General features: G+C 43.7%; 8 protein-coding genes. All 8 read left to right on the top strand.

Features of this window, described 5'->3' with window-relative positions:
- The first annotated feature begins 10 nt into the window (after positions 1–10).
- The 8 genes from SNE25_RS19225 (at position 11) to SNE25_RS19190 (ending at position 14,209) form a co-directional block, all read left to right on the top strand.
- Complete coding sequence (locus tag SNE25_RS19225; RefSeq protein WP_321560619.1) at positions 11–1,438, top strand: sialate O-acetylesterase; 1,428 nt, start codon at positions 11–13, stop codon at positions 1,436–1,438.
- A 28-nt stretch (positions 1,439–1,466) separates the two neighbouring features.
- Positions 1,467–4,082 carry a GH116 family glycosyl hydrolase gene (locus SNE25_RS19220; RefSeq protein WP_321560618.1) on the top strand — a complete coding sequence of 872 codons (2,616 nt, stop codon included), beginning with the start codon at positions 1,467–1,469 and terminating at the stop codon, positions 4,080–4,082.
- Between the two features lie 183 nt (positions 4,083–4,265).
- On the top strand, positions 4,266–5,942 hold the full coding sequence (locus SNE25_RS19215) for a GMC family oxidoreductase (protein WP_321560617.1): 1,677 nt from the start codon (positions 4,266–4,268) through the stop codon (positions 5,940–5,942).
- A 178-nt stretch (positions 5,943–6,120) separates the two neighbouring features.
- A complete protein-coding gene (locus SNE25_RS19210; protein WP_321560616.1) occupies positions 6,121–7,170 on the top strand; it encodes an SDR family oxidoreductase in 1,050 nt (349 codons plus the stop codon).
- Positions 7,167–7,958 carry a helix-turn-helix domain-containing protein gene (locus SNE25_RS19205; RefSeq protein ID WP_321560615.1) on the top strand — a complete coding sequence of 264 codons (792 nt, stop codon included), beginning with the start codon at positions 7,167–7,169 and terminating at the stop codon, positions 7,956–7,958. The genes SNE25_RS19210 and SNE25_RS19205 overlap by 4 nt, the downstream gene beginning before the upstream one ends.
- Positions 7,959–8,132: 174 nt before the next feature.
- Positions 8,133–9,110 carry an SDR family oxidoreductase gene (locus SNE25_RS19200; RefSeq protein ID WP_321560614.1) on the top strand — a complete coding sequence of 326 codons (978 nt, stop codon included), beginning with the start codon at positions 8,133–8,135 and terminating at the stop codon, positions 9,108–9,110.
- A 344-nt stretch (positions 9,111–9,454) separates the two neighbouring features.
- Positions 9,455–12,568: a SusC/RagA family TonB-linked outer membrane protein gene (locus tag SNE25_RS19195; protein WP_321560613.1), complete on the top strand. Its 3,114-nt coding sequence runs from the start codon at positions 9,455–9,457 to the stop codon at positions 12,566–12,568.
- Between the two features lie 18 nt (positions 12,569–12,586).
- On the top strand, positions 12,587–14,209 hold the full coding sequence (locus SNE25_RS19190; protein WP_321560612.1) for a RagB/SusD family nutrient uptake outer membrane protein: 1,623 nt from the start codon (positions 12,587–12,589) through the stop codon (positions 14,207–14,209).
- The last annotated feature ends 169 nt before the right edge of the window (positions 14,210–14,378 follow it).

The following is a 14,378-nucleotide window of genomic DNA, read 5'->3' as shown; positions in this document are numbered from 1 at the left end:
GACCTATTCCATGAAGAGCAATACTTGCAAAAGCTTAATTGTTAAAATAATATTCGTTGTTGTTACCGCTTGTATAACAATTCCGTCTTATGCTACTATCCGTTTACCGGCTGTTTTAAGCAATAATATGGTATTGCAGCAGCAAAGCCAGGTAAAACTCTGGGGCTGGGGCGAGCCCTATGAAAAAATCACGGTTACTACCTCCTGGGATAATAAAACTTATCCCGAGATCAGACCCGATGGTAATGCCAACTGGAAGCTTACCGTCACCACCCCTTCAGCCGGCGGCCCGTTTACCATTACCTTAAAAGGGCAAAATACCATTATTTTAACCAACATCATGATAGGTGAGGTGTGGGTTTGCTCCGGCCAAAGCAATATGGAAATGAGTGGCAATTGGGGATTGCAGGATATTAAACAGGCATTGCCAACGGCTTATAATAGTAACATTCGCTTTTTCCATATCCCAAAAGCAACGGCGCAAACTCGACAGAACGATTGCAATGCGCAATGGCAGGTTTGCGATAGTAACACCCTTAAATCATTCAGCGCTGTAGGTTATTTTTTCGGCAAAAATTTAAACAGTAAATTAAATGTACCTGTAGGACTGGTAGAGGCCGCATGGTCGGGCTCTTCAGCAGAGGTTTGGACACCGGATAGTATTGTAAACGGCGATGCTGTACTAAAACAGGCAGCTACCAAAATTGCAGCCAACGGGCAGTGCCCCAATCTTGCCGGTTACGCTTATAATGCCATGATAGCGCCCGTTACTAATTTTTCTATCGCAGGTACAATATGGTACCAGGGCGAGAATAACACCATAAATGCTGCCACTTACCCGCGCTTGTTTACCGTAATGATTGATGCCTGGCGCAAGGCATTTAATAAAGATATTCCGTTTTATTTTGTGCAGGTAGCTCCGTTTAAATACCAGCTTAAAAACGTAGGAGCGTTGATGCGCGAATCACAAACCGAAAGCATGAAACACCACAATACGGGCATGGTTGTTATCACCGACCTGGTTTCGGATGTGAACAATGTGCACCCGGCGAATAAAAACGATGTTGGTTTGCGGCTGGCCAACTGGGCCCTTGCCGAAACTTATCACCAGTCCGGAATTAATTATAAAAATCCGATATTTAAAAATATAAACATAAATAAAGAGAAGGCAACCCTATTATTTGATAATGCAGCTAACGGGTTTACGGTAAAAGGTAAATTCATCACAGAGATATTCATATCCGGGGCCGATCAGGTATTTTATCCTGCCAATACAAGTGTTAAAAAGGACAAGATAATAGCATGGAGCGAACAGGTGAAACAGCCCGTAGCCGTGCGGTATGGCTTTAGTAATACAGCAATCGGCAACTTATTCAGTAAAGAAGGATTGCCCGTCGGCCCTTTCCGTACAGACAACTGGCCGGTTGAAGTGAAATGATATTTATATAATTAATAAATCTATGATAATGAAAGAAGATAATAACAGGCGTAAATTCCTCAAAAATTTAGGTATTGGCGCTATAGGCGTTTCTGCCATGCCTGCCGATCTGTTTGCTTCGCCTAAAATCCGTTCAGAGCAAGCCACTGAGCAAAAGCTGGCAACAAGTCAGGCGGCCGATGGAGCGCGCGCTTATAATGAACCTTATGAAGATGCTTATTTAAGTCGTGTCGCATTTCCACTCGGTGGTATAGGCGCGGGTATGTTCTGTATAGAGGGTACAGGTGCAATATCGCACATGTCGGTACGCAATAACCCCGAAATATATAATGAACCTTGTATGTTCGCTGCCATCTCGATAAAAGGAATGGAGAAAGGCGCTCGGGTATTGGAAGGCCCGGTTCCAATCTGGAAAAAGTTTGGGCAGCATGATTCTGGTCTTGGCGGGGGCGGCGGAAGCTGGGGTTTGCCGCGTTATCAGGAAACAAAATTTACAGCACGATTCCCGTTCACAGCGATAGATCTGCAGGATGCCTCTATGCCGGTTAAAGTGAGCATTAAAGCCTGGAGCCCGTTTATACCAACCGATGCCGATAATTCGAGCTTGCCGGTAGCCGGTTTGGAGTATGAGTTTGAAAACACCAGCGGCAAAGCTGTTGATGCTGTTTTTAGCTATAACGCCCGCAACTTTATGCAGCAGAGGGATGCTAAAAATTCGGTTAAACCCATAGCCAACGGATTTGTATTGTCACAGGATGGAACGGAAAAGGCCCCCGAAAAGGCAGGCGACTTTGCCATATTTACAGATAATGATAGTACGGTGGTTGACCACTGCTGGTTCCGCGGTGATTGGTGGGACGCTTTTACAATGGCATGGAATGCTGTTCAGGCAGCCGATGTACGAAAAAATGCACCAGTAGATTCAGGAGCTCCGGGTGCCTCCCTGTATGTGCCACTGGCCTTAAATGCGGGTGAAAAGAAAACTATAAAACTGATGATGGCCTGGTATGTGCCGGATACCAACCTGCGTGTGGGCGATGAGCCACGTAATAATGACGACCAGCCCTGTGATCCACTAACTACTGAACCCGCAAATAAATTCCATAAGCCCTGGTATAGCGGCAAATTTAAAAGTGTAAACGAGGTGGCAGCTTACTGGCAACAGAATTACCGCCAGCTGCATAAAAACTCCAATACATTTAAAGAAGCGTTTTATGATTCGTCCCTGCCACCGGAGGTATTGGAAGCGGTATCTGCTAACTTGACCATCCTGAAATCGCCGACGGTTTTAAGGCAAACCGACGGACGTTTCTGGTGCTGGGAAGGCTGCGGTGATAACTGGGGAAGTTGCCACGGTTCCTGCACCCATGTTTGGAACTATGCACAGGCAGTATCACATCTATTTCCATCACTGGAGCGTTCATTGCGGGAAACAGAATTTGAGGTAAGCCAGAATTGCAACGGACATCAGCAATTCCGTACGTCTATCCCGATACGACCTGTAGCACATAACTTCCATGCTGCATCCGACGGGCAATTGGGCGGCATTATGAAAGTTTACCGCGAATGGCGCATTAGCGGCGACAATGCCTGGCTTAAACGCCTTTATCCAAAGGTAAAAATGAGCATGGATTACTGCATCAAAACCTGGGATCCGCGCAGCAAAGGTGTATTGGAAGAGCCACATCATAACACCTACGATATTGAATTTTGGGGTGCCGACCCAATGTGCACAACTTTTTACCTTGGCGCTTTAACAGCCATTACCGCCATGGGCAAGTTTTTACATGAACCTACCCAAAATTATGAAGCGCTTTACGCAAAAGGTAAGGTTTTTTTGGAGAATACCCTTTTTAACGGCGAGTATTTCGCCCAAAAAATTCAATGGACAGGCCTTAATGCTCCGGATCCTACAACGATAAAAAACAGATCGGTAGAGGCTATGGCCCTGCTGCAAAAAGAGGGACCTAAATACCAGTATGGCTCAGGTTGTTTATCTGACGGGATATTGGGCGCCTGGATAGCCGATATGTGCGGGCTTGATATTACTTTGGATAAAGGGAAGATCAAGCAGCATTTGGCATCGGTACATAAATATAATCTTAAAAAAGATCTGTCAGAACATGCCAACCCGCAGCGACCTACCTATGCCATTGGTAAAGAGGGTGGTTTGTTGCTGTGTTCATGGCCGCAGGGAGGGAAGCTCTCCATACCATTTGTGTACAGTGATGAGGTGTGGACGGGTATTGAATACCAGGTAGCTTCGCATTTAATGCTCACCGGCCAGGTAAACGAAGGATTAGAAGTAGTACGCGCTTGCCGCGACAGGTATGACGGCCGCGTGCGCAACCCATTTAATGAGTATGAGTGTGGTCATTGGTATGCCCGCGCCATGGCAAGTTACGGCTTGTTGCAGGCTTTAACCGGAGCAAGGTTTGATGCCGTTGACAAAGTGCTGCATATCGACTCGAAAATTGGAGATTTTAAAAGCTTTATTTCAACCAATACCGGCTTTGGAGTAATCAGTCTTAAAAATGGTCAACCATCTTTAAATGTATTGTATGGGACAATCCCGGTAAAAAGTTTTGACATATCCGGTCAGCGTGAAATATCAGTCAAAGGGCGTGTAAAACAAGCTTCTTAGCTTATAAACAGCATAAACGTCCATGTGACAATTGTGTTACTTTCATAATCCAATGGAGATAAAATAAGATTATGTTTATATCTTGCTGCTCTGTATACTGAGCATATATTTTGCAGGCATCGGCGTGGATGGCGGAAGTATAAGGTCAATAATATAAATCTAAAAATATCTACATACCAAATTATGAACGACTACACTTATGACGCTATCGTTGTTGGCTCGGGAATTTCTGGTGGTTGGGCGGCAAAAGAGTTAACCGAAAAGGGGCTTAAAGTGCTGATGCTGGAACGGGGTCAAAACATTGAACACATCAAAGATTATAAATCAGCGACCAAGGATCCCTGGGAATTTCCGCATCGTAATGGTGTTATTCAGTCAAAAATTAAAGATTATCCCATGCTGCTTAAGGCAGGAGGATTAAACGAGTCAAATCTGGATTACTGGGTTAACGAAACGGAAAACCCTTATACACAAGTTCAGCCCTATAACTGGCGGCGTGGTTATCATGTGGGCGGTCGTTCCCTGATGTGGGGCCGCCAAAGCTACAGGTGGAGCGATTTTGATTTTGAGGCCAATGCTAAAGAAGGCATCGCTATTGACTGGCCCGTGCGCTATAAAGACATCGCGCCCTGGTATGATCATGCGGAAAAATTTGCAGGCATTAGTGGTTCCTTAGAAGGTCTCGCGCAGCTTCCGGATGGTCAGTTTTTGCCGGCCATGGAAATGAACTGCGTGGAAAAAGATGTGTCTGCGCGTATTAAAAAGCAATACGGCGGTAAGCGTGCAATGATCATTGGTCGTACGGCCAATATCACGGTGCCAATGCAAGGGCGTACCAACTGCCAGTATCGTAACAAGTGTGCGCTTGGCTGTCCGTTCGGTGGTTATTTCAGTACACAGTCGTCTACTTTACCTGCTGCTATGGCCACTAAAAATTTAACGGTAAGGCCATGGTCAATTGTAACCCGGGTGTTGTACGATAAAGACACCAAACGGGCAACCGGAGTTGAAGTTCTTGACGCAGAGAACAATAAAACCTATGAATATAAGGCTAAAATTGTTTTTCTGAACGCGAGCACGTTTAACAGTGCCTGGATTTTAATGCATTCTGCTACCGATATATGGCCCGATGGCCTGGGCAGCAGCAGCGGGCAGCTGGGGCATAATATTATGGATCATCATGTTGGCGGTAGTGCTTCCGGTATAATGGAAGGCTATGAGGATAAATATACGTTTGGACGAAGAGCTAACGGTATTTATATACCGCGTTACCGTAACCTGTTTGGCGACCGCCGTGATTATCTCAGGGGATTTGGTTATCAGGGTTCTGCCGGCAGGCAAACCTGGAGCAGGGAAGTAGCCGAAATAAATATCGGTGCTGAACTTAAGGATACGCTTACCGAACCCGGAAACTGGGCTATGTCTATAGTGAGTTTTGGCGAGGTATTGCCATATTATGAAAATAAAATAAGTATCAATAAACAGGTTAAGGATAAGTGGGGCTTGAATACACTTAATGTAGATGCAGGGCTTAAAGAGAATGAACGTAAAATGGATATTGATATGCAGGCGGATGCAGTAGAAATGCTTGAAAAGTCGGGTCTTAAAAATGTAAAAGGGTTTGAACAGCGTAAAGATATGGGCGCCATACACGAAATGGGATCTGCCAGAATGGGACATGATCCTAAAACCTCGGTGCTTAATAAATGGAACCAGATGTGGGATGCTCCCAATGTATTTATTACCGACGGATCATTTATGGTTTCATCATCATGTGTAAACCCTTCATTATCTTATATGGCTTTTACAGCCCGTGCCGCAGATCATGCGGTAAGCGAATTGAAGAAAATGAATATTTAAGGAACATATTCCACCACAAAAGAAAAAACGTGATCTGAATTCAGATCACGTTTTTTCTTTCAATTAATTTTCGTTTAGGTAGTCTAAAATATGGACTTTACAGCAAAGTAAAACTGGACCTTACAACAAAATTAGTTTTTGTTTTAATCATGAATTTTGTAGCTTAAATTATAAAATCATGACAGATACAAATAAAGGATCAGTTGTTTTGGTAACCGGCGGCTCAGGATTTGTCGCGGGGCATTGTATACTACAGCTTCTTGAAAAGGGCTACAAAGTAAGAGCTACACTCCGTTCACTTAGTAAAAAAGATAGTGTGCAGAATATGTTAAGAACGGGAGGTATCAACTCTTTTGAAAATATAGAATTTATTGAAACCGATTTGACCGCCGATAAGAACTGGGCAGAAGCGGTACAAGGTTGCGAATATGTTTTGCATGTTGCTTCTCCAATTTTTTTACGCCTCCCTAAACACGAAGATGAAATGATACGCCCGGCAGTAGACGGAACAATACGTGTTTTAAAAGCCGCCAGGGATGCTGGTGTAAAGCGCGTGGTAATTACCTCATCGTTCGCGGCGGTAGGTTATAGCCATACCGACCCCAATACGCTGATCACCGAAAAGGAGTGGACCGATCATAATGATAAAACGCTTTCCGCTTATTTGAAATCAAAAACCATGGCCGAAAAGGCAGCATGGGATTTCATGGCAAAAGAAAGGGGTAACCTGGAACTCACGGTCATTAACCCAATGGCTATCTTTGGGCCATCGCTCTGCCCCGAATTATCGAGCGGGTTTGAATTGTTAAAGAAAATGCTTGACGGATCGATGAAAGCAACTCCTAAAATTGATCTTGGCATTGTTGATGTGCGCGATCTGGCCAATTTGCACCTGCGTGCTATGACCGACCCGAAAGCAAAGGGCGAGCGTTTCCTAGCCTTATCGGGCGGTGTGATGTCTTTACACCAGATTGCCATGTTATTTAAAGAAAAATTAGGTGATAGAGCTAAAAATGTTTCCACGAAAGTACTGCCCGATTGGCTCGTGCGCATTGCAGCGCTGTTTAATTCGCAGGCAAAGGCTATAGTACCACAGCTTGGGAGAGTCAGAAATGCGAGTAACCAGAAGGCAAAAACAATGCTCGGATGGTCACCGCGCACCAACGAGGAAGCTGTCCTGGCCACAGCCGAGAGTTTATTCAGGCATAATAATATAAGTTCATCATGAGAATAGCAACAACCATTACCTCATGCTATATCGGTCCGGAGATTTCACCAGAGCAATTTATCTCGGAGCATTTTTTCCTGTACCTTATCCAGGGCTCTATCGTAGGTTATGACGGCCACCGGAAATACATGCTGAAGGCTAATGAATGTTGTATAGCACGGAAAAACCATTTGGCAAGGTACAGTAAGCAAAAAGACAACGATGGGTTTGGTAAGGTTGTAATCATTTTTGACGAAGCCTTTTTGAAAACGTTTCAACAGAAACATAACATTGTGACCGCCCAACCGGCCTTCGACGACACCTTTGTACTACTACAAAAAAATAAACTGTTGCCAAACTATATCCGTTCGCTTGAGCCATATTATAATGGTGAGGGCAAAGTGGACGATACCTTTTCGCAGCTAAAACGTGAGGAGTTGTTGTTGATATTGCTGCAAACCGATCCGCAACTGGCTGATATCCTATTTGATTTCGGCATGCCTGAAAAAATAGACCTGGAAGCATTTATGAATAACAACTATAAATTTAATGTGAGTATTGAGCGCTTTGCTTATCTCACAGGTCGCAGTCTATCGGCATTTAAGCGCGATTTTAAAAAAATATTTGGTGATACGCCCAGCCATTGGCTTATCCAAAAACGGCTGCGCGAGGGCTATTTTCTGATCCAGAAAAGAGGCAAAAAGCCCAACGATATTTACCTCGAATTAGGCTTCGAGGACTTGTCGCATTTTTCTTTTGCATTCAAAAAACAATTCGGCATTACACCAAGTAGTTTGGCGCAGGGGTAGGGTCTACAAGAGCGGTATCATGGAAGACATTCCGGATCATTCGCCACTGAACACTCCCACAGGAGCAGGTTTTCAATTTACCGTGAATAGATAAGTGTGGATGACCTGAGCGTACATCTCAAAATCCTGTTGCTTTTTACGCAAACACAAACAGGCTAAATAAGTTATTAGGATATGAAGAATAATGCATTAGCAGGTAAAACAATTGTGATTACCGGCGCATCAAGTGGTGTAGGGCGTGCAGCGGCTTTAGAGTTTGCTCCTTATGATGTGAAATTGGTATTGGCCGCGCGAAATGAAGTAGCTTTGGATGAACTGGCTGGAGAGTGTGGTGTTTTAGGTTCAGATGCATTGGTAGTTGTTACCGATGTAACCGACCCAAAAGCATTAATTAATTTGGTTAATGCCGCTAATGACTGGCAAGGTAAAATTGACGTATGGATAAATAATGCTGGTGTACTTGCAGCGGGTGAATTTGATAAAACACCAATAGAGGTTCACGCCCAGGTTATAGAAACAAATATGCTGGGTTATATAAATGGCACCCACGCCGTAATGCCGGTTTTTAAGAAACAACAAAAAGGCATTCTGATCAATAATATATCTATTGGTGGTTTTTTACCGGTACCTTATGGAGCCGGATATACAGCCAGCAAATTTGGATTGCGTGGTTTTTCGGAAGCTATTAAAGCCGAGCTGTCAAGTTGGCCGGATATTCATATCTGCGACCTGTTTCCCGCTTTTCTGGATACGCCAGGCATAGTACATGCGGCCAATTATACAGAGAAAGCGCTAAAGCCTGCTCCACCTGTTTACGATCCACGGCGGGTTGCACGGGCCATGGTAAAAATAACATTGAATCCAAGGTCAAACACTTATGTAGGCAGCGCGTCGTCACTGTTAAAACTATCGCATAATTTATTTCCGCAACTAACTGCAAAAATAACCGGCTCGGTAATGCGCAGGTATTTTAAAAGCGCCGACCCCATGGTTTCTACAAATGGCAATCTTTTTAATACTGTTAATTATGGTATGAGTGCAATTGGTAGTTTCGGGCGACCCGGTAAACCCGGGGCACACCACAAGTATTTGGCATTGGGTGTTTTAGCCGGTCTTGCTGCTGGAGTTTACCTGTTAAACAGTAAAAAGTAACACTTAACGACAGTACTCATTTCATTGTTCCTGCTTATTAATAATGCCCAGTTATTAATAAGCAGGATTTATAATTGCTATGCTCCCGAAATCTGCAATTTAGCATCAAACCTGATGCTGAAAATTGATCTTTTTTTTCTTTAATTGTTTTCATATCCGGGTTTTGCACGAAAGTGCTTATTTCATAACCTGTCTTTCTGGCCTGCTAAAAGGTTTTTTATCCATCAAATTATCAGCTTTTTACGATTCGAATTTTTAATTACGAAAAATTTGTTTGTATCTGAAATGTTACTACCTTTATAAATAAGAATAGACCAGAATAGACCAATTAATTAAAACTTATTATGAAAAGAAAAGTACCCCCTAAAAACTTGTGCTTATTGATGCTGTGCGGCATACTGCTGCTGGTTGCTCAACAAGCTTTTTCCCAACAACAAAAAAACATTTCGGGTCACGTAAAAGATGAACAGGGTTTGCCCATGCCCGCTGTTAGTGTCCATCTTACAGGTACCACCCTGGGAACAATGACCGATGTCAACGGATTTTACAAAATCAATGTATCGGAAAACGCTACGCTGGAGTTTTCCTTTATTGGCTATGGGAAAAAAACAGTAAAAGTTACCGGCAGTTGGGACGGAAATGTGATAATGCTAATGGATAAAAAGGCCAGAGACCTGAACGAAGTAGTAGTAGTAGCCTATGGTACTCAAAAAAAGGCAAACCTTACGGGCTCGGTATCAGCTATTGGAACAAAAGAACTTCAGGACCGCCCGGTTACCAACCTTAACGATGCCTTACAAGGCACCATGGCCGGGGTTACCGTTACCACTACAGGAGGGCAACCTGGCTCATCCGGCGATATTAATATCCGCGGCCTTGGTACATTGAATAACAGCAGCCCCATGGTTGTGGTTGATGGTATTATCGGTAGTTTGTCTGATGTAAACCCAAATGATGTACAATCGGTTTCCGTGTTGAAAGATGCGGCTTCGGCAGCGATATATGGATCCAGGGCTGCCAACGGGGTGATATTGGTTACCACAAAGCGCGGTAAAAGCGGCAGGATGCAGATTAATTATAACGGCTACGCGGGCAAGCAAAAGGCCACTAATCTGCCCGATTTTTTACCCTCCTGGCAGGCTGCCACCTTGTATAATCAGGCTTTGACCAACGAGGGGCAAACTCCATACTGGACAGACAACGATATCACGTTATTTAAAAACCAAACCGACCCCGATACACATCCCAATACCGACTGGCAGGGCTTTCTTTATAAAGGGAGCGGTTTTCAGCAAAACCATGCGGTTAATATCAGTGGGGGAGATGATAAAACCCAATACGCTTTTTCCCTGGGTTATTTTCAGCAGGATGGGATTATACAGAAATCAAATTTTAAAAGGTATTCCACCCGCATGAACCTCAACTCAGCCATCACCAAAAACTTTAGCGTGAACGCCAACCTGTCGTTTTTATATGCACCTACAACGGCCCCCGACGGGTTAGGCGGCGGAGATATAGGCGGTATTATTGGTACAACGGCAGCTATGAACAGCACAGTTGTAAATCAATACAAAAATGGCGTTTACAATTATCTTTCTTTTGGTAATCCTATTTCGTGGCTTAACTCACCAGGCTATAATAATAATCAAAGCACTCTTTTTACAGGCAATGTAGGGGTTGATTGGGAGCTGATCAAGGGGCTTCATTTTAAACCATCATTCTCTTACAGGTATAATACTAATCCTGCCCAGGAATTTAAATCTGCCGATACTTATTATGATCCCAAGAACCCCATTTTACCATTAACAACGATTAGCCAAAGTTCAATAGCCAATGCTAATGTTATTAATAGTTACTACAACCTGCAGGGGTTATTAGAATATGACAGGCACTTTGGTAAACACAGCATTGACGTTTTAGCCGGTGCTTCTCAAGAACTTACCAACTATCAGTATCTGTACGCTTACAGGCAAAATTTCCTCAACAGTTCCTTGTCGCAAATAAACGCAGCGCCATCGTTAGGACAACAAAATGGGGGCACTGCCAGCCAATTGGCGTTACTGTCGTATTTCGGTCGCGCCAGATATTCCTATGATGACAAATACTTATTGGAAGCCAACCTGCGCGATGATGGTTCATCCCGGTTTACTAATGGGCAGCGCTGGGGCGTTTATCCGTCTTTTTCTGCCGGCTGGAACATTTCGAAAGAATCATTTTTTGGCTCTTTATCAAATGCCATTCCTATGCTTAAACTGCGGGCTTCCTGGGGTAAGTTAGGTAATCAAACCTTAATAAATACCAATACAGGTAACCAGACATTATTTAGCTCAAGCGGCCTTAATATCGTCAGTCCTTACCCGGCTATTTCGGTTATAACAAGCGGGCAAAATTATTCATTTAACCAAACGCTTGCCCCGGGTATCGCACTAAATAATGGTGCCAATCCATTTATTACCTGGGAAAAAACAACCACTACTGATGTGGGTATGGATATGGAACTCTTGAATAGCAGTTTGAGTTTCACAGCCGACTATTTTGTAAAAAACACCAACGATATATTATTGCAATTGCCCGCCGGTAGTGTTTATGGCTTTACAACGCCTTATCAAAATGCGGGCGCGGTACGTAACTCGGGCTGGGAACTGGCAGCAGCCTACAGAAACAAAATTGGCAATGTATCCTACAATATTGCTGTTAACGCCTCATTCATCACCAATAAGTTTACTGACCTTGCGGGTACCGAATCTATTTCCAGCGGACGGGTGTTAGGTAACCCTATCCGGGCATTTTACGGATACGAAGCTGAAGGCATCTTCCAAACACAACAACAAGTAAATGATCATGCCAAACAAAGCGGTGGTGTTATTGCTCCCGGCGACCTGATGTACAAAGACATCAGCGGTCCGGATGGTAAACCCGATGGTGTTATTGATGGTAACGACCGCGTATATCTGGGAACGCCTTTCCCAAAAACCACGTTTGGTTTTACACTTGGCGCAGGTTGGAAAGGGTTCAGCGTGAGCGGCTTTTTCCAGGGAGCATTAGGGGTGAAGAACTACGTTCAGGGTTTTGAACTGGGCTCATTGCAGCAGGCTAATATCGGTAACCCTACCTCAGCATTGCTTGATGCCTGGACGCCTGAAAACACCTCGGCTACTTTCCCGCGTTTGTGGTCAACCTACACGCAAAATAACCCTCAAAGTTTTGTATCATCTTTTTGGGTAAGAAATGCATCTTATTTAAGATTAAAGAATTTATTAGTGAGCTATACCCTGCCCGCCAAGTCGCTCGAAAAACTGGGTGTAAAAGGTGTCAGGATCTATTATAGCGGGCAAAATATTTTCACCCTTACCAGCTTTTACAAATGGGTAGACCCTGAAACAAATACAGGGAACAATGCTTACGGCTCGTACCCGCAGCTCAAAACAAATACCCTTGGTGTTGAGGTAACATTTTAATTATTAAAAAATTAGACAATGAAAAATCTATTCATAATCTTAATTATTGCAGGCACGCTGGCATCGGCGGGCTGCAAAAAGGATTTCCTCGACAGGGCTCCTTTAGATTCTTATACAAATGCTGTGCTCTGGAAATCACCTAATGACGTACTTGCTGCGCTCAACGGCTGCTATTCCAAATGGGGTGGGAGCAATAATGGCTACTACGGAGTTTTTGCCGATAATAATTCCGATAACACATTTGATCAATTCCCGTGGGAAAACTGGCTGGCCCTCTCGGCAGGTATAGCCACACCAACCAATACCGGGTATTCCAAATGGAACTACAGCACTATACAAACCTGTAACTGGTTTTTGGATAATGTGGGCACAACCAATATGGATGCCACACTTAAAGCACGGGTAATAGGCGAAGCTCGGTTTTTAAGGGCCTATGAGTATTTTACACTAAGTCAGCTATACGGATCGGTTCCGCTGGTAGAGCATAACCTGACCACGGAAGAAGCAAATAAAGTAACGCAAACTTCAAAAGCTGATATGGTTACGTATATATTAAAAGAGCTTACCGCCATTGCACCTGATCTGCCCGTAAGTTATACCGGCTCAGATATCGGGCGTATTACCCGTGGCGCTGCCATTGCTTTAAAAGCCAGGATAGAATTGTTTAACCAAATGTACCCGGAGTGTATAGCCGACTGTCAGAAACTGATGGCGCCGCCGTTTAGCTATGCGATATATCCAAAGTATGTCGATCTATTCCGTCAGCCTTTTGCCGACAACCAGGAAGTGATACTCGATGTTCAGTTTAAAGCAAGCGATAATAATTTTGGATGGGCCAGAAATATGACCATTAATTCATTGGGTGGTTACAATTCAATTGCACCTACCCAAAGCCTTGTAGATGCTTATGAAACAACCAATGGTAAAACAATTGATGATCCTGCATCGGGTTATAACCCAACTCAGCCTTATCAAAACCGGGACCCGCGGTTTGCTGCAACCGTATTTTATCCCGGTTCACAATACAGTAGTAAATTGCCTTATGGCTTTTATTATGATCCAATTTCAGCCAGCCCGAAAACCTTAGATCATTGGGGCGATAACAATTGCAGTCCATCGGCTTACGGCTTGCGTAAATATACACCTGTAATTGCCGACTTCCCGAACATGGATCAGGTAGGTATGAATGTGATCTTGATACGCTATGCGGAAATAAAATTAATGGATGCAGAAGCTAAAATTGAAAGCAATAAAATAGATGCTACGGTATATGATGATATCAATGCCGTAAGGAGGCGGTCTGACGTAAACATGCCCGTTGTTGATCAGTCAAAGTACAATGATCAGTCAAGCCTCCGTACTTTGTTACGGAGAGAAAGAAGGGTAGAGCTGGCAGTGGAAGGTCTTCGCTGGTTTGATATACAACGCTGGAAGATTGGCGAACAGGTGATGAATGGCCAGGTAACAGGCAGCTTGCTTGGTACTGTTAATCAGGCAAATGGTGCGGTTACGCTAACCCCAGGAACAACCATTAAAGTTGGGGCGCCACGTGTATTTGACCCGGCGAAAAACTATTTATGGCCAATCCCTCAGAGTGAAATGGACCTGAATAAGAACCTGAAACAGAATCCTAAATATTGATTTAAATAGATATCAGACAACCCGCTTCTCTTTGAACCGGAGAAGCAGGTTGCTTATTTTGAAGTTCAGGGAGCTTTACACAAGTTATTATTGGACAAACATTAAATGAACTATCAATTAAGAAAAAAGGCAGCATGATGGCTGTCTTTTTTCTTAATTTGGCTAAAAA

The organism is Mucilaginibacter sabulilitoris, assembly GCF_034262375.1.
GTDB lineage: Bacteria > Bacteroidota > Bacteroidia > Sphingobacteriales > Sphingobacteriaceae > Mucilaginibacter > Mucilaginibacter sabulilitoris.
Note: the sequence above shows the minus strand (reverse complement) of the source record. Positions and strands in the feature narration are given on the sequence as shown.

Coding starts and splice junctions, on each gene's coding strand:
- SNE25_RS19225 (WP_321560619.1), top strand. CDS start 11: ATGAAGAGCAATACTTGCAAAAGCTTAATTGTTAAAATAATATTCGTT.
- SNE25_RS19220 (WP_321560618.1), top strand. CDS start 1,467: ATGAAAGAAGATAATAACAGGCGTAAATTCCTCAAAAATTTAGGTATT.
- SNE25_RS19215 (WP_321560617.1), top strand. CDS start 4,266: ATGAACGACTACACTTATGACGCTATCGTTGTTGGCTCGGGAATTTCT.
- SNE25_RS19210 (WP_321560616.1), top strand. CDS start 6,121: ATGACAGATACAAATAAAGGATCAGTTGTTTTGGTAACCGGCGGCTCA.
- SNE25_RS19205 (WP_321560615.1), top strand. CDS start 7,167: ATGAGAATAGCAACAACCATTACCTCATGCTATATCGGTCCGGAGATT.
- SNE25_RS19200 (WP_321560614.1), top strand. CDS start 8,133: ATGAAGAATAATGCATTAGCAGGTAAAACAATTGTGATTACCGGCGCA.
- SNE25_RS19195 (WP_321560613.1), top strand. CDS start 9,455: ATGAAAAGAAAAGTACCCCCTAAAAACTTGTGCTTATTGATGCTGTGC.
- SNE25_RS19190 (WP_321560612.1), top strand. CDS start 12,587: ATGAAAAATCTATTCATAATCTTAATTATTGCAGGCACGCTGGCATCG.